The organism is Pseudomonas sp. W2Jun17, from assembly GCF_023127795.1.
Taxonomy (GTDB): domain Bacteria; phylum Pseudomonadota; class Gammaproteobacteria; order Pseudomonadales; family Pseudomonadaceae; genus Aquipseudomonas; species Aquipseudomonas synxantha_A.
Window position 1 is genome coordinate 155,349 of the sequence record NZ_SPKO01000009.1, and the last position, 24,531, is coordinate 179,879.

A 24,531-nucleotide genomic window follows, 5' to 3' on the forward strand; every position below is an offset into this window, starting at 1 on the left:
CCGGTAACCTATGGCGCTGATATTTTGTATTTCTTCGAGGTAGCACCCGTGTTTTCCCAATTCGCCCTGCACGAACGCCTGCTCAAAGCCGTGGCCGAGCTTAAATTTGTCGAGCCTACGCCTGTGCAAGCAGCGGCCATCCCGCTCGCGCTCCAAGGGCGTGACCTGCGGGTGACGGCTCAAACCGGCAGCGGCAAGACCGCCGCTTTCGTCTTGCCGGTTCTGAATCGTCTGATTGGCCCGGCCAAGGTCCGCGTCAGCATCAAGACCCTGATCCTGCTGCCGACCCGTGAGCTGGCCCAGCAGACCCTCAAGGAAGTCGAGCGCTTCTCGCAATTCACCTTCATCAAGTCCGGCATCATTACCGGCGGCGAAGACTTCAAGGTCCAGGCTGCCATGCTGCGCAAGGTGCCGGACATCCTGATCGGTACCCCGGGGCGCATGATCGAGCAACTCAACGCCGGCAACCTCGACCTCAAGGAAGTCGAAGTACTGGTGCTCGACGAAGCCGACCGTATGCTCGACATGGGCTTTGCCGATGACGTGCAGCGCCTGGTTGCTGAATGCGTCAATCGCCAGCAGACCATGTTGTTCTCCGCCACCACCGGCGGTTCAACCCTGCGCGACATGGTTGCCAAGGTGCTGAACAACCCTGAGCACTTGCAGGTCAACAACGTCAGTGACCTGAACGCAACCACGCGTCAGCAGATCGTGACCGCTGACCATAACGTGCACAAAGAACAGATCCTCAACTGGTTGCTGGCCAACGAGACCTACCAGAAGGCCATCGTGTTCACCAACACCCGTGCCGCCGCCGACCGTATCTACGGGCGTCTGGTCGCGCAGGAATACAAGGCGTTCGTGCTGCACGGCGAGAAAGACCAGAAGGACCGCAAGCTGGCCATCGACCGCCTCAAGGCTGGCGGCGTGAAGATCCTGGTAGCCACCGACGTCGCTGCGCGTGGCCTGGACGTTGATGGCCTGGATCTGGTGATCAACTTCGACATGCCCCGCAGCGGCGACGAATACGTGCACCGTATCGGCCGTACCGGGCGTGCCGGCAACGATGGCCTGGCCATCTCGCTGATCTGCCACGGCGACTGGAACCTGATGTCGAGCATTGAACGCTACCTCAAGCAGTCGTTCGAGCGCCGTACCATCAAGGAAGTCAAAGGCACTTACACCGGGCCGAAGAAGGTCAAGGCGTCGGGCAAGGCCGTTGGCGTGAAGAAGAAAAAGACTGACGCCAAGGGCGACAAAAAGAAAACCGGCGCCAAATCGCCGACCAAGCGCAAGATCGCCAACCGGCCGAAGACCGACAACCTGTCGCTCGTCAGCAAGGACGGCATGGCGCCGCTCAAGCGCCGCAAGCCAGAAGCACCGGCTGCCGAATAAGCAGGCGGGCATAAAAAAACCGGACGATGTCCGGTTTTTTTTCGCCATCAGTTGTTGGTTTTGGCTGCCGCTTCCTTGAGCTCCTTGAGCCGCGCATCGATCAACTGGCACTTGTCGGGAAACTCGGCGCTTTCGGTGTCCAGGTCCATTTTCTGCAACTGGGCATTCATCTCCTTGGCTTTCTGGGGATTCTGCTCCGTTAGCTGGGTCACTTGCTTGGCCAGTTCTTCGCGTTTGGCCGTGGCCTCTTCAGGCGTGCAAGCCCAGGCGGGCAGGGCGCTTAACAATGTGGCGGCAATCGCCAGGTTCATCAGGGTTTTCATGGTCGGACCTCCTTGGCGGTATAGGCAGTTGAGGCGGCGAACGTCTGGAAAGTTCAGAGAAATGACGCCCGTCTATCCGGGTGAACGGCCAGTGCCCCCACGTGTCACTACCTATGACGGGCTAATTTTCCATCGGCCTGCAGGAGGAATCAGGATGACGACTTACAACTGGGATCTGATCGAACGTCTGCTGCACGAAGTGCAGAACGGCGAGGGCAGCTTCGCCCCGCGTAAATACGCCGAGCAGGAAGCCGCTGATAAGGCTACGGCTGGCGAGGACACCGGGAACCTGGACGCGCTGAAAAAAACCGCTGCGGACTACGAGGCGTTGTTGTTCAAGCGCGGGTTTATTGAGTCGCGCCCCGGAGAGGAAGGCGGCAATGGTGAAAACTTCATCTTGACCGCGCGCGGTGCAAGCCTGTTGGCGTTGATCGACAGTTCGATTCCTGGCCATGAGCACCCCCGTCAAGTGATGAACGAGCAGGAGGACGCGCTGGAGGAGGCGACCTTCGATCAAGTCTCTTCCAAAGCTGCGATTGCCGGTGGCGCTATCTAACCCCTGAATCCAATGTGGGTGGGAGCCCTGCTCCCCTCCCTATTGATTTGCGCCGGCTTTGAGGCATTTAAGCGCTTTGAAATCGCCTCGTACGCCGTCGATTTTTTGCCTCAGCTTCTGACGTTGTTGCTCGGTGCTCTCAGCCATCAGGTCCACGATCAGACTGCGCGCCGCCGCTTCGGTCTGGGCATAGGCAGCGCGGTATTCAGGCGTCCATAGGCTCTCCCTGTCCACCAGCAAACGTTGCATTTTCTGCGGGAAGTCGGCGTCGTGGCGGTGTTCAACGGCCTCGATAAACTGCGCCTGCCAATGGGCGCGGTTGCCGATCCACGCCTGGTTCTGTTCGCCCAAAGCGTTGGACCACGCCGTTACACGGTTTTGCTGGCTGGCGCTTAGCGGGCCGATCCAGGCATCCAGGCGCTTGCTCATGCGCTGGGCGCGTTCCTTGATCTGCTGGGCCAGCGGCGGTTTGAGGTATTCATCCTGGCGTTTGCGCAGGTCTTTGGCCAGGGCGTCGCTCATGTCCTTGACCTGTTGATCATCCAGACCCTGCAGCAACTGCACGGCGGACGGGGTGATCTCCCGCGCGATCTCGGCAATCGCCTGCTTGGCTTCCACGGTTCGGGTTTGCAGCGCGGCGTCAGTGATTTGCTGGCTGTCGACCATCTGCTGCAGGTGGTCCAGCCAGTCCAGGTAGCCCGGTAATTGCGTGGTGCAATGCCAGGCCAGGTGTTCCTTGAGGGTGTCGTTGAACCAGCTCTTCTGCCCGGCATTCATGTCCAGGTAGTCGTTGAGGGTCCAGGGGATGATCACGTCGAGATTACGGTAGGCCAGGCCCACGCGATTGCAGCCGGCGAGCACCAGGCTCAGGGTCAGCAGTACCACCAGGAGTTTGAGCCGGCGCAACATGGGCGAGTCCTTGCACGGATGGGATTAATGCATGTGAACCTGCGCGGGGTGCGACAGTTCAGCCCATCAATAAAACGGCCGGACGGCCTTCAAGGTCAACAGGCCGTCGCATTGCGAGTTGTGTCCGGAGTAGGCCGAGCAGTCACCGCCGCTGAGGCTGGAGTCGCTGTAGATCAGATCCAGGTCGATGCCTTTCCAGGCCCGGGAGAATTGCACCGACCAGTCGCTGAAACTGCTGATGGCGCCGTTTTCCACCGACACCGGTGTGCCCAATTGGTGGGTGGTGTATTTCATGCTGACGCCGATACCGAACGGCTGGGTGCCGCCGAGGTCGGCGAACAGGGTGCTGTCCTGACGGTCGGGGTCGTTGCTGAAGGACACGCCGAAGCGGTTGCCCAACAGGTTCAGGCCGCCGTAGAACTCCTGGCTGTCGAGGGGGCTGACCTTGGGGTAGCTGTAGTGAATCAAGCCCACTTCATAGCCCAGGGTCTGGTCGAAAGGGCGTTTGAAACCCAGGTAGGAGTCAACTTCGAGATTGTTGGCCGACGACAGGCCCATATTCGGTGAAAACTGGCCGAAATACAGGCCGCTGTCGTGGGTAAGGTCCAGGCCTCCGTGGAACGAGTCACTGCCAGGGGAGGTGGGCTTGACCAGGCCCTGGGCCATGCTACGGCTGGGGGTAGTGCCCAATTTCAGGTCGAAGTCGCCCAGTTCACGCTGAAAAATCTGCGCTTCGGCCAAAGGGCTGGCGATCAGAATGCTGACCAGGAAAATACAGCGTTTAAGCATGCTTCACTCCATGAAAAGCGAGGAGCAGTAACGGATGGGTTCGAGCAGATGCCCGTGCTAGACGTGTGCAAGGATACCGGCGAATGCCAGGCATTGAGGCCCGTTCGTCGATTAGCTTGGTATTGAAGGGTGTACGAGGGTGTTTCCAACTCTAGTCCTAGCGCCTTGAAGGCAAGACGCTTAGGGACCAGATGCAGTGCGCAGGTAGGACGATTACTTCTTGCCCAGGCTGATCTGCTTGGACGGGCCGAAAGTCTGGCCGCTCACGCCCTTGGCAATTTGCTGGATTTCGCCGCCGGACTTGAGGAAAGCAGCAATCTGGCTGTTGATCGATTCGCTGGTTTCAACGGCGGGAGCTGGCTTTGCTTTGCTGTTGGATGCTTTTACACGCATGGCGGCCACTAACCTGTAGAGAATTAACTTGGCCAGGCATCGTACAGGAAATACTTGACAATTGCTTGGCAAATATCCCCTGAGAATATAGGCCAGGCTGGGAAAGAGCCCAGGTTTAATGATGAAATAAGCCGCTAACTTACTGTTTTAGCTCGAAACCATGGGCGTGTGCGAGGTTGGCGGCCCGGAAAAATTCAACCGATTGATCAGACGAGCGGGGCGATGCCAATAGAACGCCATGCCAGCCCGCGATTTTTCAGGCGCGCGCGCGTGCAGGGCCCAACTCGGGTAGAATGCCGCCCACGCAATGAGGGTATTGGAAATGGCTTTAGTCGGGCGCTACAACAGCTTGCAAGTGGTCAAGCACACTAACTTTGGTTTGTACCTCGATGGTGCGCAAGATGGGGAAATCCTCTTGCCTAATCGGTATATCCCTAAAGATATTCCCAGTGAAGATGAAGACTGGCTCAATGTTTTCATTTACTTGGACAGCGATGACAAACTTATCGCCACCACTGAAAAGCCCAAAGTTCAAGTCGGCGAATTTGCCAGTTTGAAAGTTGTGGAAGTCAACAGTATCGGGGTGTTCCTCGACTGGGGCCTGCCAAAGGATCTGCTGCTGCCGTATTCGGAAGAAAAGCGCCAGCTGACGGCGGGTGAATATTGCGTGGTGCACGTCTACCTCGACAAGCACACCAAGCGCATCACCGCCACCGCACGTCTTGACCGTTACCTGGACAAGACGCCAGCCAACTACCAGGTGGGCCAGGAAGTCGATCTGTTGGTGGCTGAAGCCACGGACATGGGTTTCAAGGCAATCATCAACAACAAGCACTGGGGCCTGATCCACAAGAACGAAGTGTTCAAGTTCCTGCGCCCGGGCAAGGAAGAAAAAGGCTTCATCAAGGAGATTCGCGCCGATGGCAACATCAGCCTGAGCCTGCAACCGGTCGGCCAGGAAGCGGCCTCCAGCCTCAACTCCAAGATCCTCGCCAAGTTGCGTGACAACAACGGCACCCTGCCGGTCAGCGACAAAAGCGATCCGGCGGTGATCAGCAACTTGTTCGGCGTCAGCAAAGGCAACTTTAAAAAGGCCATTGGTGCGCTCTACAAGCAAGGCCAGATCGTGATTCACGCCGACCGCATTGAACTAAGCTGATCGCGCCTGGCTCTTTGTAGGAGCGAGCTTGCTCGCGAAAATATTCCACGCGCAGTGTGGCGTCGGATGTACGTTTTTCGCGAGCAAGCTCGCTCCTACAAAGGCTCGTGTCATGTCCAAGAGACCGCTCTTCGCCTACCTCGGCACCTTGCTCGCCTTCCTGGTCCTCGACGGCCTCTGGCTCGGCGTGCTGATGGGCCCCACCTACAAATCCCTGCTCGGCCCGCTGATGCTTGATCAGCCGCGCCTGTTGCCTGCGGTGTTGTTCTATCTGCTGTATGTCCTCGGTTGTGTGGTGTTCGTGGTCTTGCCCAGTGCCAGTTGGCAACGTGCTGCGCGGTTGGGCGCACTGCTGGGCCTGGTGGCCTATGGCACTTATGATTTGAGCAATTGGGCCACGCTTCAGGGCTGGTCCGCCGGGCTCGCGGTGATGGACATGGCGTGGGGCACCTGTTTAACCGCCCTGTGCTGCACCGTCGGCCACCTGTGTGCACGGCGTGTGCATCGGTAGTTGGCGGTTGATCAAGACCGAGCCTGCCACCAACAACCCGGCACCGGCGACGATCAACGCCGGGTGCAGACCACCACTGAGGTGACTGCTCATCGAGGCCAGTAGCGGACCGCTCAGTTGGCCGATGGCAAAGCTGGCGGTCAGTAGCCCTGTGCTGCGTTGGTAGCCGTTGGGTGCAACCTCGCGCAGGCGCGCCATTACCAGTTGCATGCAGGCCAGGAAGGGCGCGCCGCACAACAACACGCCCAGCGCAAGGCCCCAACCGTTACCGAGCAGGCAGGCGAAGACCCCGGCCGCTTGCAGCCACAAGGTCACGATCAGCCATCGGCGCGTGGTGTCCGGGCTCTTGCGGCGCAGACTTGCCACCACCACACCTACAGCGGCAGCCAGGCCGAAGCAGGGCCAGAACAGATCGGCCTGCCAGGCTCCGTTGAACTGTGCGTTGGCCATCTGCGACAGAAAGGTCGCGGGGATGATGTAGCCCAGGCCGAACAGGAAATAGATCCAGCACAGATGCGCGATGCTGCCGTTGTTGCTTGCACGGGTTTCAGCAGGCGCCGTGAGGGTTGGCTTGGGTAAAAAGGGCAGGATCGCCAGCAGCATCACCAGGGCAACGATGCCGTAGACCAGCCACAGCATGGCGGAGCCTTGCCCCAGCAAGTTCGAGCCCAGCGCCAGCAGCCCCGTCAGCGCAATCCCAAGTCCCGGCCCGGCAAATACCAGCGCACCCAGACGCGGCCGGCCGGCGGCGATCGCCAGCGGCTGGCTCAGGCTGGTAATCATCACCAGAGCCCAGGCGCTGGCCACGCCGGTTCCGAAGCGCAACAGCAAGTGCGGCCAGAACCCATGGGCCCAGTACGACGCCAGCGTCAGCAGGACGCAGAGCCACAACCCGCCATAAAGGCGGCCGCGTACATGATGATGGCTGCGAGCAAAGATCGAATCCACCGCGCCCACAAAGTAGCCCAAGTAATTGGCGGCCGCGATCAGCCCGGCGTCCGCCAGGTCGACCTGACCTTCGCTGAGTAAATGCGGCATTTGCGGGGTCAGGGCGAAGCGGCCAATGCCCATGGCCATCATCAGGGCGATAAAGCTGGCGAGTAAACGAATCTGCGGTGACATGCTTAGGTTTCCTACAGGAAAGCGAATGACTTGTAGGCTAAGGCGGATTGACTTTCTGTAAAATTGAATAATAGTGAGTAACTTGTTCAGTTTTGGAGAAAGGTATGGAGTTCAGTCAATTGCGGATTTTCCAGGCCGTGGCGGAAGAGGGCTCCATCACCCGCGCCGCTGAACGTTTGCACCGCGTGCCATCGAACTTGTCGACCCGCCTCAAGCAGATGGAGGAGCAACTGGGAGTCGAGCTGTTTGTGCGTGAGCGCCAGCGGTTGCAGCTTTCTCCTGCGGGTAAAGTGCTGCTGGACTACAGCACTCGGCTGCTGGCGCTGCATGACGAAGCTCACGGCGCCGTACAAGGCGGGCAACCGGCTGGTGATTTTGTGCTGGGCAGCATGTACAGCACCGCCGCGGTGCATTTGCCCAAGCTGCTGGCGCGCTATCACAGGACTTACCCCATGGTGAACCTGCAAGTGCAGTCGGCGCCCAGCGGGGAGCTGCTGGAAGGTTTGATTACCGGACGGCTGGACGCAGCGTTTGTGGACGGTCCGCTGACCATCGCGACCCTGGATGGCGTACCGTTGTGCGAAGAGCGCCTGGTATTGATTTGCGAAGCCGATCACCCACCGGTGCGCGGTCCCCAGGACGTTGCCGGGCGATCTGTGTTCACGTTCCGACGCAGCTGCGCCTATCGCACGCGCCTGGAAACCTGGTTTTCCCACGAGCATGTGGCCATGGGGCGGGCTATCGAGATCGAGTCCTATCAAGGGATGCTCGCGTGTGTGATCGCCGGTTCGGGGGTGGCGTTGATGTCGCAATCGATGCTCGACAGCCTGCCAGGCAAGGACAGCGTGTCCGTTCATCCGCTGACCGGGCCTTTTGCCACTGCGACCACCTGGCTGATGTGGCGAAAGGGTATGCTCGGCGCTAACCTCAATGCATGGATCGACCTGCAGCACGAAGGCAGCCCGGCAAGCCTGGCAGATACGCGCGCCATCGCTTGAGCGATCCGTCAGGATTTGGATCAATCCAGTAATAGTTAGTTGTGGTTTCGTTCAAGCATTACCTAGGACTTAGGGCTACTATCTCTGTAGGAAACGGCGACAAAACTCACGCCGACCAGCACTACCCTCAAAGGGGGCAACCATGAAAGAGAAAATCCAAAACTGGCTCCACGATCTTGGCGTTGCGCTGGGCTTGATCGAGCCCCCGCTGCAACCGGTGCCGATCCGCACGGACGATGAGCAGCGCCGGCCCCGTCGCCGCTGAGTATCAGGCCCAAACAATATGGGAAATGTGGGAGCGGACTTGCTCGCGAATACGGTGCATCAGCCGGTAAATGGTTGAATGACACACCGCCTTCGCGAGCAAGTCCGCTCCCACAATTATTTTGTGCAGGGCAAAAAAACGGGTGCGAACACCGACGCCGCACCCGCTGAAGAAATTATCCTAATAGCTCAAGCCGCCCGAGCCGCAACGGTATCCGGTTTGCGCGACAACATACTCACCAGCACAAAACTCACCAGGGCTACCGCCAGGCTGCAGTAAATCGGTGTGTTTGCATCCAACCCATCCTTGAACATAAACACCAGCGCGGTTACGAAACCCAGCGCCATGGACGTGATCGCGCCCGAGGTGGTGGCTCGCTTCCAGAATATCGCGCCAATCAGAGGTACCAACATACCGCCCACCAACAGGTTATAGGCCAGGGTCAGCGCGCTGATCACGTCATTCACCACCAGTGCGATGCCCAATACGGCAACACCGGTCATCAGGGTGAACACGCGGTTGATGCCCAGGCTCGATTGCTTGCCACCGCGCAGCCGTGGCAGCAGGTCTTCGGTCAACACGGTGGACGCAGCGAGCAGGCCGGCGCTGGCGGTGGACATCATCGCCGCCAGGGCAGCCGCAATCACCAGGCCACGAATACCGTCCGGTAACGAGGCTTTGACGATGGCGGCAAAGGCATTGTTGACGTTATCCAGGTCCGGGATCAGCACGTGAGCCGCCATGCCAATCAGGGCGCAGGCAAGGCCGTAGAGAATGCAGTAGAAACCGGCGAAAGTGCCCGCGTACTGGGCGACCTTTTCATCACGGGCGGTGAATACTCGCTGCCAGATATCCTGGCCGATCAGGATGCCGAAGAAGTAGATCATGAAGTAAGTGATGATCGTGTCCCAACCGATCGCGGTAAAGCTGAAGTTCGACGCCGGCAGCTTGGCCACCAGTTCATCCCAGCCGCCGACGCGGTACAGGCAGATCGGCAGCAGGATGAACATCAGGCCGACGGTCTTGATCACAAATTGCACGATATCGGTCAGGGTCAGCGACCACATGCCACCGATGGTTGAATACACCACCACCACACCGCCGCCTACCAGCACCGACATCCAGAACGGCAAGTCGAACAGCACTTGCAATACGGTGCCGATTGCCAGGATCGAGGTCACGCCGATCATCAGTGCATAGGCCAGCATGATCACAGCGCTGGCCTGGCGCGCCATGGGGTTGTAGCGTTTTTCCAGGACCTGGGTCACGGTGAAGATTTTCAGCTTCAGCAGCGGCTTGGCCAGGAACAGGTTCAGCGCAATGATCCCGGCGCCCAGCGCGGCGCACAGCCAGAAACCTGAAATGCCGTGCACATAACCCAAGCGCACGGTGCCGACGGTGGAGGCGCCGCCCAATACCGTGGCGGCCATGGTGCCCATGTACAGCGACGGGCCGAGGTTACGGCCCGCCACCAGGTAGTCTTCGTGGGTTTTGGCGCGGCGCATACCGTAGTAGCCGAGCACGAGCATACCGGCGGCGTAGATGAGTACGACGAATAAATCCAAAGCCATGACGGTGATTCTCCGATTATCTTTTTTATGGGCGATCAGGCGGCAGCCGGCTCGGTCAATACGCGAGCGAAGGTCAGGTACATCGTTGGATGGGGATCTGCGCGATCCCCTTGATTGTTATCGTGAAGGCATCAGCGATGCGCGACGCCAGGCAATACACAGAGCATCTCGTACAGCAAGTTGGCGCCCAGCAGCGAGGTGTTGCCTGTGGTGTCATAGGGCGGTGAAACTTCCACCAGATCACAACCAATCAGATCCAGGCCCTGGCAGCCACGGATGATCTCGATCGCTTGGATGGTGGTCAGCCCGCCGATTTCCGGGGTGCCGGTGCCGGGTGCCCAGGCGGGATCGATGCCGTCGATATCGAAGCTGAGGTACACCGGGCCGCCGCCGACTTTTTCCCGCACTTGGGCCATCAACGGGGCCAGGGATTGGTGCCAGCATTCTTCGGCCTGGACCACGCGAAAGCCTTGCTTGCGGCTCCAGTTGAAATCTTCTGCGGTGTAGCCCTGGGCACGCAGGCCGATCTGCACCACGCGGTCGCAATCGAGCAAACCTTCTTCCACGGCGCGGCGGAAGGTGGTGCCGTGGGCGATTTTTTCGCCGAACATATGGTCGTTGACGTCGGCATGGGCATCGATGTGCACCAGCCCGACCTTGCCGTGTTTCTTGTGGATCGCCCGCAGGATCGGCAGGGTGATGGTGTGGTCGCCGCCCAGGGTCAGGGGGATCACGTCGTGCTCGAGGATTTCATCGTAGGCTTCTTCGATGATGCGCACGGCGTCGAGCAGGTTGAAGGTGTTGATCGCCACGTCGCCGATGTCGGCCACTGACAGTGAGTCGAACGGTGCAGCGCCGGTGGCCATGTTGTAGGGACGGATCATCACCGACTCGGCGCGGATTTCCCGAGGCCCGAAGCGTGTGCCGGCGCGCAGCGAGGTGCCGATATCCAGGGGCACGCCGATAAAGGCAGCGTCCAGACCCTTGGCCGTTTGCAGGTGGGGAAGGCGCATCATGGTGGCGATGCCGGCGAAGCGCGGCATTTCGTTGCCGCCCAGTGGTTGGTGGAAAATCTTGTCCACGGGATTGCCTCATCGTTGTTTTGTTTATTGATGGCCGATTCTGCAAAAAGCCTGGGGCAGGAAGAATCGGCAGGGGCAAATACTTAGTTCAGATTTTTCTAAACTAATGCAGGGAGGTAGACTGTGCGCATCCCTGTCCGGAGCCGACCATGGCCAACGCCTTGCCCGACCTGAAACTCCTGCGCATCTTCGTCAGCGTCGTGCGCCACCAGGGGTTCGCCAATGCCCAGCACGAACTCAACCTGTCGACGTCGGCCATCAGCACGTATATGAGCCAACTCGAATCCGCGCTGGGCCTGGTGCTGTGCCATCGAGGACGTGGCGGCTTCAGCCTGACCAGCAAAGGCGAGCTGTTTCATCAGGAAACCCTGCGCCTGTTGGGCGAGCTCGAGGGCTTCGAGCAATACGCCGCCGCGCTCAAAGGCGAGTTGCGCGGCACGCTCAAGCTGGGCGTGCTTGATTCCACCGTCAGCGACAAGGCCCTGCCATTCGCCGAAGTGATTGGCGCCTACAGCCTGGAACATCCGGCGGTTCACCTGAATCTGTCGGTGATGAGCCCCTACGAACTGCAACTGGGCGTACAGGACAACCGCCTGGACCTGGCAATCGGTGCGTTCTCCAACCGTATGAGCGGGCTGATCTATATGCCGCTGTACCGCGAACAGCACTGGCTGTATTGCAGCAACCGGCACCCGCTGTTCAGCGAGCGGCGTATTCCCGAACAGGTCATCACTCAGCAACGTATGGTCGGCCGCGGCTACTGGAGCCAGGCCGAACTGGCGCGCCACGGCTTCAAACACAGCGCCGCGACCGTGGAAAGTATGGAAGCGCAGTTGATCCTGGTATTGTCCGGCGCCTACATCGGTTACCTGCCCGAACACTACGCCCAGGCCTGGGCCGACAAGGGTGACCTGCGCGTGTTACTGCCGGCGACCTTCGGCTACCAGGCGCCGTTCTCGATGATCATGCGCCGTGGTCGTAGCCGTGAACCGCTGATCCAGACCTTCCGCGACTTGCTCAAGACCCAGCTTAACCAGGCCTGAAAAAACCATGTCCAGACCCCAATGCCCGCAATGCTTGCGGCCGACCACTCATTGCCTCTGTGCACTGATCCCGACCCTCGACAGCCGCACTCGCGTGTTGCTGTTGCAGCACCCGAGCGAGGTCGGCCATGCGCTCAATACCGCGAGGTTGGCGGCGTTGGGCTTGAATAATGCGCAGTTGGTGGTGGGGGAGGTGTTTGATGATCTGGCGACGTTATTAAACCCGCCTGGTTATCGGGCGCGGCTGTTGTTTCCGGCGGATGACGCCGAGCCGCTGCGCGCTTATGCACCTGACGATCAGCCATTGTTATTGGTGGTTCCCGATGGCACCTGGCGCAAGGCGCGCAAGCTGTTGCACCTCAATCCTTTGCTGGCGGCGTTGCCCCGGGTGACATTGGCCCTAGGCGGCGTTTCCCGCTATCGCTTGCGCAAGGCGCCGGGGCCTGGTGCCTTGTCGACGGTTGAAGCAATCACGCAAGCGTTGCAGGTATTGGAAGCTCCACTATCGTTCGAGCCGCTGCTCAAACCCTTTGAAGCGCTGATCGAAGGGCAGATTGCTGCGATGGGGGATGAGGTATTCCAGAGAAATCATGGTGAAGGGCAGAAGGATTAGCAGGTTTGACGAGGCGCGCCCATCGGGAGCAAGCCCCCTCCCACAGTGGATCGCGTTCCTGCATAAAAATGCGGTCCGATGTGGGAGGGGGCTTGCCCCCGATGGAGCCCTCACAGTCAACACTTTAATGGCTTATGCCTTTAAGCCATAAGCACCGCACTTTGCGTGATATGGCCCGCCGGCCTTTCCCGGTATGATGTCCGCCCCCGCAGTCTGGATTGCGAATACGCCATGACCTTGCAGTACCCCACAATCGCCGATTGCGTCGGCAACACGCCCCTGGTCCGCTTGCAACGCATGGCGGGTGAAACCAGCAATACCCTGTTGCTCAAACTCGAAGGCAACAACCCGGCCGGCTCCGTCAAGGACCGCCCGGCGCTGTCGATGATCGCCCGCGCCGAGTTGCGCGGGCAGATCAAGCCAGGCGACACCCTGATTGAAGCCACCTCGGGTAACACCGGGATCGCCCTGGCCATGGCCGCCGCGATCAAAGGCTACAAGATGGTGCTGATCATGCCCGACAACGGCAGTGCCGAGCGCAAGGCGGCGATGACCGCTTACGGTGCCCAGCTGATCCTGGTCACCCAGGAAGAAGGCATGGAAGGCGCCCGTGACCTCGCCGAGCGTATGGCCGCCGAAGGCCGTGGCGTGGTGCTGGACCAGTTCGCCAACGGTGACAATCCCGAGGCGCACTACACCAGCACCGGCCCGGAAATCTGGCGCCAGACCCAGGGCACCATTACCCATTTCGTCAGTTCCATGGGCACCACCGGCACCATCATGGGCAACTCGCGCTACCTGAAGGAGCAGAACCCTGCGATCCAGATCGTCGGTCTGCAACCGATGGAAGGCGCGGCCATCCCCGGTATCCGCCGCTGGCCCGAAGAGTACTTGCCGAAGATCTACAACGCGACGCGAGTAGACCGCATCATCGACATGGCCCAGCGCGAAGCCGAAGACACTACGCGCCGTCTGGCCCGTGAAGAAGGCATCTTCTGCGGCGTGTCCTCCGGCGGCGCTGTGGCCGGTATGTTGCGCTTGTCCAAAGAAGTGGAAAACGCGGTGATCGTCGCGATCATCTGTGACCGAGGCGACCGCTACCTGTCGACCGGCATCTTCGACGAACCCAACTGATGGCCAAGCACGAGAGAGGCCTGCGCTTCCAGCCGACAGGCGGCAGCCGGGCCCCGCAGATCCCGGTGGGCAAGAAACAGCGCCTGACCATCGAGCGCCTGGCCAATGATGGCCGTGGCATTGTGTTCTTTGAAGGCCGCACCTGGTTTGTGAATGGTGCGCTGGCCGGCGAAGAAGTCGAAGCGCGGGTGTTGGGCGCCCACGGCAAAGTGGTTGAGGCCCGCACCGAGCGGGTGTTCAAGGCCAGTGAGCTACGGCGCCCGGCACCCTGCGCCCACGTTGGCCGCTGCGGCGGTTGCAGCGTGCAGCATCTGTCCCATGATCAGCAACTTGCCCTGAAACAGCGCATGCTCGCCGAGCAGTTGTCGCGGGTGGCAGGTGTCGAACCGCAAGAGTGGGCGCCGCCGTTGAGCGGGCCGGAGTTCGGTTACCGGCGTCGCGCCCGTGTGGCCGTACGTTGGGACGCCAAGGCGAAGAAACTCGAAGTGGGTTTTCGCGCCGTGGCCAGTCAGGACATCGTCGCTATCGACGATTGCCCGGTGCTGGTACAAGCCTTGCAACCGATCATGCAGCGCTTGCCGAATATGCTGCGTCGCCTGAGCAAACCGCAGGCGCTGGGGCATGTGGAGCTGTTCAGTGGTTCGTCCATCGCCGTTTTGCTGCGGCATATGGCACCGCTGTCCGAAGCAGACCTGCTGATCCTTAAAGAATTCTGTACCTTCCATGAGGCCCAATTGTGGCTGCATGGCGAGGGCCAGCCGGAACCTGTCGAGCCCGACCAGGCCCTGGGGTTTCGCCTGGATGCCTGGAATCTGGAACTGGCTTATCGGCCGGGAGATTTTGTGCAGGTCAACGCCGGGGTCAATCAGGCGATGGTTGCCCAGGCATTGGAGTGGCTGGCGCCACAAGCCGACGAACGGGTGTTGGACCTGTTTTGCGGCCTTGGCAACTTCGCCTTGCCGCTGGCGCGCCAGGTGCGCGAAGTGGTGGCGGTAGAGGGTGTGCAGACCATGGTGGACCGTGCGGCACTCAATGCCGCGAGCAACCATTTGCCTAACGTGCAGTTCTTTCAGGCCGACCTGTCTCAGCCTTTGACTGACGCGCCATGGGCCAAACAGGGCTTTTCTGCGGTACTCTTGGACCCACCCCGCGATGGTGCCCAAGAGGTTGTGCGCAAGCTCGCCACCCTTGGAGCCAAGCGCCTGGTGTATGTGTCCTGTAACCCAGCTACGCTGGCGCGGGACACGGTTGAGTTGGTCAAGCAAGGCTACCGGCTAAAGCGTGCCGGGATTCTCGACATGTTTCCGCAGACTGCGCATGTCGAGGCCATGGCGTTATTTGAAGCGGGCTAGGATGCCCGTTTAATCCGACTGGCCTGCGTTCTCCAAGGCCTTGGTACTGCTACGGAGCTCGCAGTAAAAGTCGGCGATGATTTTGGCGCATCAAAGGTGCGTCGTAGGGAAGGTAAGCAAGATGGTACAGGTGAGAGCACACCAGCCGATCAACACCGACGGCAGTATCAATCTCGAGGCATGGCTGGATCATGCCGTCAGTGTCGACCCGGCACTGGACCGTGAAGCCTTGAAAGCAGCCTGCGAGTTCGCTCGTGAGTCTGAGCAGCAAGACAATGCGGCCAAGAACCTGTGGGCCGAAGGCACTTCAAGCTTTCGCACCGGGTTGGAAATCGCCGAGATCCTCGCCGATCTCAAGCTGGATCAGGATTCGCTGATCGCCGCGGTGCTGTATCGCGGCGTGCGCGAGGGGCATATTCCGTTGGCAACCGTTGGCCAGCGCTTCGGCTCGGTGGTGACCAAGCTGATCGACGGCGTGCTGCGCATGGCGGCCATCAGTGCCAGCCTCAGCCCGCGCCAGTCGATGGTGCTGGGCACCCAGGGCCAGGTGGAAAACCTGCGCAAGATGCTGGTGGCGATGGTCGACGACGTGCGCGTCGCCCTGATCAAGCTGGCCGAGCGTACCTGCGCGATCCGTGCGGTGAAGACCGCCGACGACGAAAAGCGCAACCGCGTCGCCCGCGAAGTCTTCGACATCTACGCGCCGCTGGCCCACCGCCTGGGCATCGGCCACATCAAGTGGGAGCTGGAGGACCTGTCCTTTCGCTACCTGGAGCCGGACCAATACAAACAGATCGCCACGTTGCTGCACGAGCGGCGCCTGGATCGCGAGCGCTTTATCAGCGACGTGATGGGCCAGCTGCGTTCCGAGCTGCAGGCAACTGGCGTAGACGCCGACATCAGCGGCCGCGCCAAGCACATCTACTCGATCTGGCGCAAAATGCAGCGCAAGGGCCTGGCCTTCAGCCAGATCTATGACGTGCGGGCGGTGCGCGTGCTGGTGCCGGAAATGCGCGATTGCTACACCGCGCTGGGGATCGTTCACACCCTGTGGCGCCACATCCCCAAGGAGTTCGACGACTACATCGCCAACCCCAAGGAAAACGGCTACCGCTCGCTGCACACCGCGGTGATCGGCCCTGAAGGCAAGGTGCTGGAAGTGCAGATCCGCACCCACGCGATGCACGAAGAGGCCGAGCTGGGTGTGTGCGCGCACTGGCGCTACAAGGGCACCGACGTCAAGGCCGGGTCCAACCAGTACGAAGAGAAAATCTCCTGGCTGCGCCAAGTGCTGGAATGGCACGAAGAACTCGGCGACATCGGCGGGCTGGCCGAACAGCTGCGGGTGGATATCGAGCCGGACCGGGTCTATATCTTCACCCCCGACGGCCATGCCATCGACTTGCCCAAGGGCGCCACGCCGCTGGATTTTGCCTACCGCGTGCACACCGAAATCGGCCATAACTGCCGGGGCGCCAAGATCAACGGGCGCATCGTGCCGCTCAACTACAGCCTGCAAACCGGTGAACAGGTCGAGATCATCACCAGCAAGCACGGCACGCCGAGCCGCGACTGGCTGAACCCGAACCTGGGCTATATCACCACCTCGCGGGCGCGGGCGAAGATCGTCCACTGGTTCAAACTTCAAGCGCGCGACCAGAACGTCGCCGCCGGCAAGACCCTGCTCGAACGCGAACTGGCGCGCCTGGGCCTGCCTCAGGTGGACTTCGACAAGCTGGCCGAAAAGGCCAACATGAAGATCGCCGAAGACATGTTCGCCGCCCTCGGTGCCGGTGACCTGCGCCTGGCGCAACTGGTCAACCTGGCCCAGCAACTGGTCGAGCCCGAGCGCGGCAACGAACAGCTGGAACTCATCCCACGCAAGGCCACGGGTTACAAACCGGGCAAGCGTGGCGATATCCAGATCCAGGGCGTGGGCAACCTGATGACGCAAATGGCCGGCTGCTGCCAGCCGTTGCCGGGCGACGCCATTGTCGGCTACATCACCCAGGGCCGTGGCGTGAGCATTCACCGCCAGGACTGCGCCTCGGTGCTGCAACTGGGCGGGCGCGAGCCGGAGCGGATCATCCAGGTCAGTTGGGGGCCGGTGCCGGTGCTCACTTACCCGGTGGACATCATCATCCGTGCCTACGATCGTTCCGGCTTGCTGCGTGACGTCTCGCAAGTGCTGCTCAACGAGCGGATCAACGTGCTGGCGGTCAACACCCGCTCGAACAAAGAGGACAACACGGCGTTGATGTCCCTGACCATCGAGATTCCGGGGTTGGACGCACTGGGACGGTTGCTTGGGAGGATTTCCCAGTTGCCGAATATCATCGAGACGCGGCGCAACCGCACCCCATGAATAGCTGGATGAACGCGAACTGAATTGTGTTAGCTGCTTCATGTGGGAGCTGGCTTGCCTGCGATAGCACCACCTCGGTTTAACTGAAGCACCGAGTCGCGAGCATCGCAGGCAAGCCAGCTCCCACATTGGATTTTCAGCGGAAAGAGATACGATGTATTCACTCGAAGACCTGCTGCACCTGATGAACCGCCTGCGCGACCCGCAATACGGCTGCCCGTGGGACATCAAGCAAACCTACGCGACCATCGTCCCGCACACGCTGGAGGAGGCCTATGAAGTGGCCGACGCCATCGAGCGCGGCGATTTCGATCACCTGCAAGGTGAGCTGGGCGACCTGCTGTTCCAAGTGGTGTATTACAGCCAACTGGCGCGGGAAGAAGGGCGCTTCGAATTTGCCGGCGTGATCGACAGCATCACCCGTAAGTTGATTCGCCGGCATCCTCACGTGTTCCCAACCGGCGACCTGTACGCACCGCTGGATATCCCGCAGTTGAGCGAAGAACAGGTCAAGGAGCGCTGGGAGCAGATCAAAGCTGAGGAGCGCGCAGAAAAGTCCGACGCTCCCGAGCAACTCTCCCTGCTCGATGATGTGCCCACCGCCTTACCTTCGTTGTCCCGTGCGGCCAAATTGCAAAAGCGCGCCAGCCAGGTCGGTTTCGACTGGCCGGCCGCCTTGCCGGTGGTGGACAACGTGCGTGAAGAGTTGGATGAAGTGCTCGAAGCCATGGCCGATAACGATCCGCAGGCCATTGCCGATGAAGTCGGTGACCTGCTGTTTGCCGCCGTCAACCTGGCCCGTCACCTCAAGGTTGACCCGGAAACCGCACTGCGCGGTGCCAATGCCAAGTTCGAACGACGTTTCCGATTTATCGAACAGGCATTGCGCGATACGCGCCAACCCATAGAAGATTGCACCCTCGAAGAGTTGGACGCCCTGTGGGGCGAAGCCAAACGCCAGGAAAAGAATGTGTCCAGCTGCGGTTGAGCAGCTGCCTAAGTGAGTAAGCACCATGAGCCTTTCCCTTCGCGACCAGTTGCTCAAAGCAGGTCTGGTCAACCAAAAGCAGGCCAAGCAGGTCGGCAAAGAGAAGCAGAAGCAGCAGCGTCTGGTCCACAAGGGCCAGGCAGAAGTCGATGATACCCAGGCACGCCTGGCCGCTGAGGCACACGCCGAGAAGGTCAAGCGTGACCAGGAGCTCAACCGCCAGCAGCAGGAAAAAGCCGAGGCCAAGGCGCGTACCGCCCAGGTCAAGCAGTTGATCGAAACCTCGCGCCTGCCCAAGTTGACCACCGAGGACTACTACAACTTTGTCGATGACAAGAAGGTCAAGCGCCTGTCGGTCAACACCTTGATGCGCAACAAGCTGAGCAACGGCTCTCTGGCTATCGTGCACCACGGTGGCGGCTACGAGGTGATCCCGCGTGAAGCGGCGCTCAAGATTCAGGAACGTGCACCGGAGCGCATCGTGCAGCTCAACATCCTCACCGAAAGCCAGGTGCCGGATGAGGATGATCCGTACGCCGCCTACCAGATCCCTGACGATCTGATGTGGTAAGCCGCTAGAAACGACAAACCCCGCCAAAAGGCGGGGTTTGTGTTTTAAGCGTGCAGCGTCAGCCGGTTACCAATCCACTGCGTAACTCAGGCTGAAGGTACGGCCCTCGGCATTCGGGTACGGTGCGCGGGCATTGGCCTGGGCGAACATGTTCTGGTAGTTGCGGTTGGTAAGGTTGTACACCGCACCTTCGAGGCGACCTACCGGTAGCCTTACCGAGCCCAGCAGGTCAACCAAGGTATAGCCCTGGATATCGCGACCGTTGTTGTCCTTGGCCGCCGCGTCATAGTCGGCCAGGCGCATCCCCTGCAAGCGCAGGCTGTAGTCGTCACGCTGATAGCCGACAAAAGCGGTGGTCTTGGCGGGGGAAATACGCGTGGCGGGCAGGTCGATCCATTTGCCGTTCTGCTGGGTCTCGCCCTTGGCGTAAGCGTAAGTACCGCCGACGGACCACTGGTCGTTGACGTTATAAGTCAGGCTGGTTTCGGCACCGCGCACGCGTTCTTTCTGATTGATCAGGCGCAATACACGGTCGTTGGCATCGTAGAACTGCGTGACATCCGAGGTGTTTTCATACGCGGTGACACTGGCCTGCCACTTGTCCCAGTCGCCACGCCAGCCCAGCTCGTAACTGTCGACTTTCAGAGCCTGGGCATTGAGGTCCTGAATATCGTATTTGCTGTTCACGTCACGCAGGAAGCGCTGGATATCCGGCAGGGAAAAGCCCTGGCTGAAGTTGACGAACACGTCCTGGTTTTCGGTCAGGTGATACACCGCCCCGAGGTTATACAGCGTGTCATCGTATTTGAGCGTGCCGCCGGGCAGTGTGGCGCGGTTGCCGGTCTGGACGATTTCGCCGTAGGCGATGCTGTCGGAGACTTTGCTCTCAATCCACTCGCGACGTATTCCACCGCGTAAGGTCCAGTCATCGATGTCGTAGGACAGCTGACCAAAGATGGCTTTGGTGGTGGTCTCAATATCCGGGCCCAGTTCGAACGTGGTCCCGGTTTTGCTGTAGCTCAGGCCATTGACCCGGTATTGGTCGCCACGCTGGCGTGAGGTTTCATGATCATAGTCAGCCCCCCACACCAGGTTGCCGGTTGCCGGGCCGATGTCCGGCATCTGCGTATCGATCGCCGCACGCAGGCCATAGACATCCTGCACGCTGTTGTTGTCGGACACGCCTGCCCGACCCCGGGACAGGTCCGGGAAGAACAGGGCGTCGGCCCGCCGCCAGTAACTTTCGACCTGCAGGCCCTGGCCGTAGAAATCCTTATCGGCGTAGTTAAGGTTGACCGCCTGGTTATGGGTGTAGGGCTGGTCGCCCAGGTCCAGGCCTTTTACCGCGACTGCGTTGCTGGTGATGCGCGGGTTCTTGGTGTAGCGGGTGTCTTGTTCGTCTTTATAGTCTTGCAGCGACAGGCTGATCTTCTTGTCGTCATCGAGCTCGTAGCCGAAGCGACCTTGCAGGTCGTAGGTGTCGGTGTCCATGTTGCTGCCCTGGGACGTATCCTGGGGAATGCGCTTGCCGTTACCGTCGAACTGGTCGTTGCGCTGCACGGTATTGCCCGACAGATACCAGTCCACTGGACCCTTGCGCCCGGTAGCGCTTTGGAACGCCTCGTAAGCGAACCCCTTGTGGCTGAAGTTATTGCCGGCGGTCATGCCGATCTTGCTGCTGAAGGCCAGGTCCTCACCCTTGTTGCGCTTGGTGATGATGTTGATGATGCCGCCCGATGCGCCTGCGCCGTAGACGCTGCTGGCGCCGGAGATCACTTCGATGCGCTCGATGCTTTCCGGTGCCACGCTGTTGAGCTGGCGGAAGTTATCGCGCGTGGCGTTTTGTGAAACCCCATCGATCAGGATCAGGGTATTACGCCCGCGAAGCGTTTGGCCGAAGTTGCTCATGCCGCCGCTGGAAGGCGCAATGCCAGGCACCAGTTGGCCGAGGATATCTGCGACCCGACGCCCCGCGCCCGTTTGCTGGCGGATCTGTTCTTCGTTGATGACCTGCACAGAGCCTGGAATCTGCGCGATGCTGGTTTCATTGCGCGTCGCCGACACCACGGTCGCTTGCAACTGCAGGCTGGTCGGCTCTGTCTGTTCGGCCCAGGCGGGGGCACTGATCGAGCCGAGAAGCGGCAGCAGAACGGCCAATTGCGATGTGTTCATGGATTTGTCTCAGAGTTATTAGAAGTATTGACAGAAAAATCGGATGTCTCAGGCGCTCGCGTACATGAACGGATGGCGCGGATACTCACGGCGGCCAATGCGTAGGTCAGTGCGACCAGCCAGAAGCTGTGCGCCAGGCCCACCCATCCCATGCCGATACCGCCTATCAATGCGCCGCACAGCGCACCTGCTTTGGCGGCGCTGTTGCCCATGCCCAGGGCGAAGCCCTGCTGGCTGGACGCTACGGTATTGGCGATCAGCGTGTAGGCCACGGGCAATAAAGCACCCTGCCACACGCCCCATAGCAGCCGGCTGGCGATGAACCCCAACCACTCACTGGCCAGCGCCGTGCCGGCCAGTGTGAGCGCGCACGCCCAGGTGACCCACTCGATGATGCGCAGCGTATGCGCTGGTTGATGTCGATCGAACAGGCGGCCCCATAACGGCGCGGACAGTGCCAGGGTCAAGGCGCTGGCGCCATAGCTGGCGCCGATCAGCCACGCGGGTGCCTGCAAAACCTCGGCAACATATAAGGCGTAAAACGGTTGCGGCATCATCCTGGCCGCCTGGATCAATACGATGATTCCCAACATTGCGCCCAGCCAGCCTTTGGGCAGTGCGACAGGCTTCGATGGGCGGGCAGGTCTGGATCGTGGTGAATCGCTGGGCAAGAACGCGCTGATTATCGCGCACAACAGGCAGACGGCGGTGGCGCTGTAGCACAGCAATGCGAAACCGGATATGTCCATCAGCCAGCCGCCCAATACCGGCCCGGCCAGGGAGCCTACGGCGGTGGCTGATTGCAGCCGCGCAAGAATGTGCCCGCGTCCACTCTCACCGCAGCAGGCCAGCGCGTAGGCTTGGGCAGCTGCAATGAAACCGGCCAATGCACCTTGCACCACGCGGATGACCACCAGCCACCACGGATCGGGCGTCATCGCAGCCAGCGCCTGGCACACCGCCAATGCCAGCAACGCCCGGATGATCATCGGCTTATGGCCGGTACGGTCGCCCAGTTTCCCCCACATGGGTGTGAGGATCATCGCTGCCATCATCGGCCCGGCATATACCAGCGAAGACAGCAGGCCGGTGTACTGGGCATTGGCGACGCCCAGCAGCTTCTGGATTTGCAGCGGCCAAAACGGCCCGCTCATCTCCATCGCCCCCATCGACACCAACTGAATCACCACCAGCAGCCGCAGCGCTGTGTTGTTAGTCGGCATTGGCGGCCGCGCTCAACGGGTTGGGCAGGCGTCCGACGATATCGGCATGACTCTCCAGCAGGCGCATGCGCATGAACGACTTGGCCGGCCACGGTTGCTCCAGCAGTGCTTCGCGCTCGGCTGCCCAGCGTTGCGGTTCAACCTGTGAGCGCAGGTTGTCGAAACACTGGCTGACCTGTGCCGACAGTTCATTCCAGAGCAGCGCCTGGGGGATGTCGAAGTGGCGCGCAGCAAGCAGGATCAACTCACCCAGATGGCACATGAATACGGTGTGCAGCAGTTTGTCCCGTACGAAACCTGCGTCGTCGTACAGCGTCATCTTCGGGTCGTGTAGTTCGACGTCCAGGCCGTGGGCGTGCAAGGTCTTGCGGTCGATACGGATATCGCCGAAATCGCGCAACAGCAGGCGGCTCAATTGCCCATCTGCAGTCATGACCATGAAGGAGTTCTGCTGATGGGCCTCGAAAGCGACGCCGTAACGCAAATACATGCCCAGCAGCGCCGGCACACTGATCGCCGCGTACTCATGGAAGAACGCGAGCATGGCCGCCGCATCGTCTTTGCCTTGGCTCAGGCGCACCCATTGGCGCAGCAGCGGCTGGCCGTGTTGATCAATGGCAAACAGGCTGCCCACCGGTACGGCCATTTCCCCGGGCTTGAGCTGGCTCTGGGGATTGTCGCGATAGAGCACCGCCAGGTGGCGGGAGTGCTCGTCATTGGCCGGTTGTGGCTTGAAATGCACACCGATACGCTCGGGAACGATGCTGAGGATTTTCTGAATCGCAGGCTCGCGCTCCAGGATGGTCAGCAGCAGGTGGCTGATCCGTGGGCCCATGCGCGCCGAGCGCGGTGAGACGGTGCGCTGCACGCTGGTCAGGCGCAGCGACACCGGCAGTTTGACCATGGGCGCATCGCAACGTCCGTCAGGCAATACGGTCCTGAATGACATGGTGGGGTGGGCGGTAAACGCGACGATATCGGTCAGCACCAGCAGCTTGTCGCCGATTGCATCGGCGAACAGCTGGGGCAGCTCCTGACGTGCCTGCCAGGGATGGGCAGGCACCGGCAGATAATCGCCTGCTTCAAGGCCTTGTGCTTGAAGTGTCGCGGTTAATTGCTGCGCCGCGTGTGGAAAGTGACTGCTCCACCACTGCCAGTAATCTGCCGTCCCGGCCAACGTTTCGACATGGGCAAACTGGCGATGCAGCGCGCACAGCAGCACGGGGAAGCGTGCTTCGAACTCCGGCGAATAGTCGATGACTTGGCTGGTATCCAGGCCCAGCTTGGTCTTGTAGTTGGGGTGCCACGGGTGCCCCAATGTTCCCCACTGCTCAAGTACGGATGTCGGATTGATCGTGCCTGCACCGTGCTTGAGATGACTCAGCAGGTTGCCTTGATGTACTGGGTCCATGGACGCATGCAGCTTGAGCGTCCATTGCTCATGGAAAGCGAGGCACAAGGTGTCGTTGATGAAGCTGTCGTCGATCTCGGCATTGAGGCGGTTGAGCACTTCCAGGTCGGCAGGTGACGTGAGGCTGGCGTTAAGCAACGTCAACAACTGTGATGGGAACTGGATCTTCTGGTCGGGCTGACCTTCGCGCAACAGGATGACTTTGCCACGCAGGTCCCAGCTGGCCATGCGGCCAGGACGCAAATGATCAAAGCGCAGGCGAGCCTGACAAGGCAGTGTCAGCGAGCATTGCCCATGTTCGTCGTAAATGAGGGTGCTGGGGTCCAGCAGGCTTTCACGAAACAATGCTTGGATCAGGCGTTGGAAGCTACGTTCAGCGGCAGGTGCCAGCGTATTGACCAAGTCGTCGAGGCTGATGTGGCTGGCCTGGAATTGCGCAGTGGCAAGCGCTTCGCTCCAGCGTTCCAGTAACGCGTTTTCCGGCTTCCTGCTATTTCCGTGCATCTAATTGATTCCCTAATCGTGAGCCTGAATGAAAGGCGCATGAATGATATCGAGAATCATTATTTGTGTGTGCTTTTGTTAC

The 24,531-nt window shown here is 60.3% G+C and carries 23 protein-coding genes; 13 read left to right on the forward strand and 10 right to left on the reverse strand.

Annotation, left to right across the window (positions count from 1 at the left end):
* Nucleotides 1–48: 48 nt before the first annotated feature.
* Nucleotides 49–1,395 carry a DEAD/DEAH box helicase gene (locus E4O98_RS08130; protein ID WP_005790219.1) on the forward strand — a complete coding sequence of 449 codons (1,347 nt, stop codon included), beginning with the start codon at nucleotides 49–51 and terminating at the stop codon, nucleotides 1,393–1,395.
* A 47-nt stretch (nucleotides 1,396–1,442) separates the two neighbouring features.
* On the opposite strand, the gene E4O98_RS08135 is transcribed toward E4O98_RS08130, so the two are convergent.
* Nucleotides 1,443–1,718 carry a hypothetical protein gene (locus E4O98_RS08135; RefSeq protein ID WP_248134666.1) on the reverse strand — a complete coding sequence of 92 codons (276 nt, stop codon included), beginning with the start codon at nucleotides 1,716–1,718 and terminating at the stop codon, nucleotides 1,443–1,445.
* Nucleotides 1,719–1,872: 154 nt separating this feature from the next.
* On the opposite strand from E4O98_RS08135, the gene E4O98_RS08140 reads away from it, so the two are divergent.
* Entirely contained in the window at nucleotides 1,873–2,274 is a 402-nt protein-coding gene (locus E4O98_RS08140; RefSeq protein WP_248134668.1) for an Eisosome component PIL1/LSP1 family protein, read from the forward strand.
* A gap of 39 nt (nucleotides 2,275–2,313) precedes the next feature.
* Here E4O98_RS08140 and E4O98_RS08145 read toward each other — a convergent pair whose 3' ends face one another.
* The 3 genes from E4O98_RS08145 to E4O98_RS08155 all read right to left on the reverse strand — a co-directional run bounded on the left by E4O98_RS08145 (nucleotide 2,314) and on the right by E4O98_RS08155 (nucleotide 4,365).
* Nucleotides 2,314–3,183: a DUF6279 family lipoprotein gene (locus tag E4O98_RS08145; RefSeq protein ID WP_103733657.1), complete on the reverse strand. Its 870-nt coding sequence runs from the start codon at nucleotides 3,181–3,183 to the stop codon at nucleotides 2,314–2,316.
* Nucleotides 3,184–3,249: 66 nt separating this feature from the next.
* Nucleotides 3,250–3,972 (reverse strand): TorF family putative porin, encoded by a 723-nt coding sequence (locus E4O98_RS08150; protein ID WP_005790212.1) that lies wholly within the window; start codon nucleotides 3,970–3,972, stop codon nucleotides 3,250–3,252.
* Nucleotides 3,973–4,185: 213 nt separating this feature from the next.
* Complete coding sequence (locus E4O98_RS08155; protein WP_003193095.1) at nucleotides 4,186–4,365, reverse strand: hypothetical protein; 180 nt, start codon at nucleotides 4,363–4,365, stop codon at nucleotides 4,186–4,188.
* Nucleotides 4,366–4,687: 322 nt separating this feature from the next.
* On the opposite strand from E4O98_RS08155, the gene E4O98_RS08160 reads away from it, so the two are divergent.
* The gene (locus E4O98_RS08160; protein ID WP_019820451.1) at nucleotides 4,688–5,524 is read left to right on the forward strand and encodes a S1-like domain-containing RNA-binding protein; all 837 of its coding nucleotides are present in this window, start codon (nucleotides 4,688–4,690) and stop codon (nucleotides 5,522–5,524) included.
* Nucleotides 5,525–5,636: 112 nt separating this feature from the next.
* Nucleotides 5,637–6,035 carry a DUF2177 family protein gene (locus tag E4O98_RS08165; protein ID WP_032879998.1) on the forward strand — a complete coding sequence of 133 codons (399 nt, stop codon included), beginning with the start codon at nucleotides 5,637–5,639 and terminating at the stop codon, nucleotides 6,033–6,035.
* Here E4O98_RS08165 and E4O98_RS08170 read toward each other — a convergent pair.
* Complete coding sequence (locus E4O98_RS08170; protein WP_248092022.1) at nucleotides 5,979–7,157, reverse strand: MFS transporter; 1,179 nt, start codon at nucleotides 7,155–7,157, stop codon at nucleotides 5,979–5,981. The two genes, E4O98_RS08165 and E4O98_RS08170, sit on opposite strands and share 57 nt — an antisense overlap.
* 104 nt (nucleotides 7,158–7,261) lie before the next feature.
* Between E4O98_RS08170 and E4O98_RS08175 the strand changes: the two genes are divergently transcribed.
* Nucleotides 7,262–8,155: a LysR family transcriptional regulator gene (locus E4O98_RS08175; RefSeq protein ID WP_103733660.1), complete on the forward strand. Its 894-nt coding sequence runs from the start codon at nucleotides 7,262–7,264 to the stop codon at nucleotides 8,153–8,155.
* Between the two features lie 142 nt (nucleotides 8,156–8,297).
* On the forward strand, nucleotides 8,298–8,420 hold the full coding sequence (locus E4O98_RS27645) for a PA1414 family protein (protein WP_003193089.1): 123 nt from the start codon (nucleotides 8,298–8,300) through the stop codon (nucleotides 8,418–8,420).
* A 188-nt stretch (nucleotides 8,421–8,608) separates the two neighbouring features.
* Here the strand turns inward: E4O98_RS27645 and E4O98_RS08180 are convergent, their stop codons facing one another.
* Entirely contained in the window at nucleotides 8,609–9,991 is a 1,383-nt protein-coding gene (locus tag E4O98_RS08180) for a sodium:solute symporter (protein WP_103733661.1), read from the reverse strand.
* A 131-nt stretch (nucleotides 9,992–10,122) separates the two neighbouring features.
* Entirely contained in the window at nucleotides 10,123–11,073 is a 951-nt protein-coding gene (gene speB / locus E4O98_RS08185) for an agmatinase (RefSeq protein WP_005790202.1), read from the reverse strand.
* Nucleotides 11,074–11,222: 149 nt separating this feature from the next.
* Here speB and E4O98_RS08190 point away from each other — a divergent pair, with 149 nt between their 5' ends.
* From E4O98_RS08190 to E4O98_RS08220, 7 genes are all read left to right on the forward strand, one after another.
* The gene (locus E4O98_RS08190; RefSeq protein ID WP_005790200.1) at nucleotides 11,223–12,116 is read left to right on the forward strand and encodes a LysR family transcriptional regulator; all 894 of its coding nucleotides are present in this window, start codon (nucleotides 11,223–11,225) and stop codon (nucleotides 12,114–12,116) included.
* 7 nt (nucleotides 12,117–12,123) lie between these two features.
* On the forward strand, nucleotides 12,124–12,729 hold the full coding sequence (locus tag E4O98_RS08195; RefSeq protein WP_032880007.1) for a DTW domain-containing protein: 606 nt from the start codon (nucleotides 12,124–12,126) through the stop codon (nucleotides 12,727–12,729).
* A gap of 231 nt (nucleotides 12,730–12,960) precedes the next feature.
* Nucleotides 12,961–13,863 carry a cysteine synthase CysM gene (gene cysM, locus E4O98_RS08200; protein WP_003193080.1) on the forward strand — a complete coding sequence of 301 codons (903 nt, stop codon included), beginning with the start codon at nucleotides 12,961–12,963 and terminating at the stop codon, nucleotides 13,861–13,863.
* Nucleotides 13,863–15,215 carry a 23S rRNA (uracil(1939)-C(5))-methyltransferase RlmD gene (rlmD, locus tag E4O98_RS08205; protein ID WP_248134677.1) on the forward strand — a complete coding sequence of 451 codons (1,353 nt, stop codon included), beginning with the start codon at nucleotides 13,863–13,865 and terminating at the stop codon, nucleotides 15,213–15,215. Before cysM ends, rlmD begins: the two co-directional genes overlap by 1 nt.
* A 121-nt stretch (nucleotides 15,216–15,336) precedes the next feature.
* Entirely contained in the window at nucleotides 15,337–17,580 is a 2,244-nt protein-coding gene (gene relA, locus E4O98_RS08210) for a GTP diphosphokinase (RefSeq protein ID WP_032880009.1), read from the forward strand.
* A gap of 154 nt (nucleotides 17,581–17,734) precedes the next feature.
* Nucleotides 17,735–18,568: a nucleoside triphosphate pyrophosphohydrolase gene (gene mazG / locus E4O98_RS08215; RefSeq protein WP_248134679.1), complete on the forward strand. Its 834-nt coding sequence runs from the start codon at nucleotides 17,735–17,737 to the stop codon at nucleotides 18,566–18,568.
* Between the two features lie 25 nt (nucleotides 18,569–18,593).
* Nucleotides 18,594–19,139 carry a DUF2058 domain-containing protein gene (locus tag E4O98_RS08220; RefSeq protein WP_014719402.1) on the forward strand — a complete coding sequence of 182 codons (546 nt, stop codon included), beginning with the start codon at nucleotides 18,594–18,596 and terminating at the stop codon, nucleotides 19,137–19,139.
* A gap of 66 nt (nucleotides 19,140–19,205) precedes the next feature.
* Here E4O98_RS08220 and E4O98_RS08225 read toward each other — a convergent pair whose 3' ends face one another.
* Genes E4O98_RS08225 through E4O98_RS08235 form a run of 3 tightly spaced genes read right to left on the reverse strand, consistent with a single transcriptional unit; the run spans nucleotide 19,206 to nucleotide 24,449 of the window.
* Nucleotides 19,206–21,311 (reverse strand): TonB-dependent receptor, encoded by a 2,106-nt coding sequence (locus tag E4O98_RS08225; protein ID WP_078821994.1) that lies wholly within the window; start codon nucleotides 21,309–21,311, stop codon nucleotides 19,206–19,208.
* Nucleotides 21,308–22,534, reverse strand: coding sequence for an MFS transporter (locus E4O98_RS08230; RefSeq protein WP_078821993.1), 1,227 nt, complete (start codon nucleotides 22,532–22,534; stop codon nucleotides 21,308–21,310). Before E4O98_RS08230 ends, E4O98_RS08225 begins: the two co-directional genes overlap by 4 nt.
* Nucleotides 22,524–24,449, reverse strand: coding sequence for an IucA/IucC family protein (locus E4O98_RS08235; protein ID WP_223018125.1), 1,926 nt, complete (start codon nucleotides 24,447–24,449; stop codon nucleotides 22,524–22,526). The genes E4O98_RS08230 and E4O98_RS08235 overlap by 11 nt, the downstream gene beginning before the upstream one ends.
* Nucleotides 24,450–24,531 lie beyond the last annotated feature (82 nt).

Coding starts and splice junctions, on each gene's coding strand:
- E4O98_RS08135 (WP_248134666.1), bottom strand. CDS start 1,718: ATGAAAACCCTGATGAACCTGGCGATTGCCGCCACATTGTTAAGCGCC.
- E4O98_RS08140 (WP_248134668.1), top strand. CDS start 1,873: ATGACGACTTACAACTGGGATCTGATCGAACGTCTGCTGCACGAAGTG.
- E4O98_RS08145 (WP_103733657.1), bottom strand. CDS start 3,183: ATGTTGCGCCGGCTCAAACTCCTGGTGGTACTGCTGACCCTGAGCCTG.
- E4O98_RS08150 (WP_005790212.1), bottom strand. CDS start 3,972: ATGCTTAAACGCTGTATTTTCCTGGTCAGCATTCTGATCGCCAGCCCT.
- E4O98_RS08155 (WP_003193095.1), bottom strand. CDS start 4,365: ATGCGTGTAAAAGCATCCAACAGCAAAGCAAAGCCAGCTCCCGCCGTT.
- E4O98_RS08160 (WP_019820451.1), top strand. CDS start 4,688: ATGGCTTTAGTCGGGCGCTACAACAGCTTGCAAGTGGTCAAGCACACT.
- E4O98_RS08165 (WP_032879998.1), top strand. CDS start 5,637: ATGTCCAAGAGACCGCTCTTCGCCTACCTCGGCACCTTGCTCGCCTTC.
- E4O98_RS08170 (WP_248092022.1), bottom strand. CDS start 7,157: ATGTCACCGCAGATTCGTTTACTCGCCAGCTTTATCGCCCTGATGATG.
- E4O98_RS08175 (WP_103733660.1), top strand. CDS start 7,262: ATGGAGTTCAGTCAATTGCGGATTTTCCAGGCCGTGGCGGAAGAGGGC.
- E4O98_RS27645 (WP_003193089.1), top strand. CDS start 8,298: ATGAAAGAGAAAATCCAAAACTGGCTCCACGATCTTGGCGTTGCGCTG.
- E4O98_RS08180 (WP_103733661.1), bottom strand. CDS start 9,991: ATGGCTTTGGATTTATTCGTCGTACTCATCTACGCCGCCGGTATGCTC.
- E4O98_RS08190 (WP_005790200.1), top strand. CDS start 11,223: ATGGCCAACGCCTTGCCCGACCTGAAACTCCTGCGCATCTTCGTCAGC.
- E4O98_RS08195 (WP_032880007.1), top strand. CDS start 12,124: ATGTCCAGACCCCAATGCCCGCAATGCTTGCGGCCGACCACTCATTGC.
- cysM (WP_003193080.1), top strand. CDS start 12,961: ATGACCTTGCAGTACCCCACAATCGCCGATTGCGTCGGCAACACGCCC.
- rlmD (WP_248134677.1), top strand. CDS start 13,863: ATGGCCAAGCACGAGAGAGGCCTGCGCTTCCAGCCGACAGGCGGCAGC.
- relA (WP_032880009.1), top strand. CDS start 15,337: ATGGTACAGGTGAGAGCACACCAGCCGATCAACACCGACGGCAGTATC.
- mazG (WP_248134679.1), top strand. CDS start 17,735: ATGTATTCACTCGAAGACCTGCTGCACCTGATGAACCGCCTGCGCGAC.
- E4O98_RS08220 (WP_014719402.1), top strand. CDS start 18,594: ATGAGCCTTTCCCTTCGCGACCAGTTGCTCAAAGCAGGTCTGGTCAAC.
- E4O98_RS08225 (WP_078821994.1), bottom strand. CDS start 21,311: ATGAACACATCGCAATTGGCCGTTCTGCTGCCGCTTCTCGGCTCGATC.
- E4O98_RS08230 (WP_078821993.1), bottom strand. CDS start 22,534: ATGCCGACTAACAACACAGCGCTGCGGCTGCTGGTGGTGATTCAGTTG.
- E4O98_RS08235 (WP_223018125.1), bottom strand. CDS start 24,449: ATGCACGGAAATAGCAGGAAGCCGGAAAACGCGTTACTGGAACGCTGG.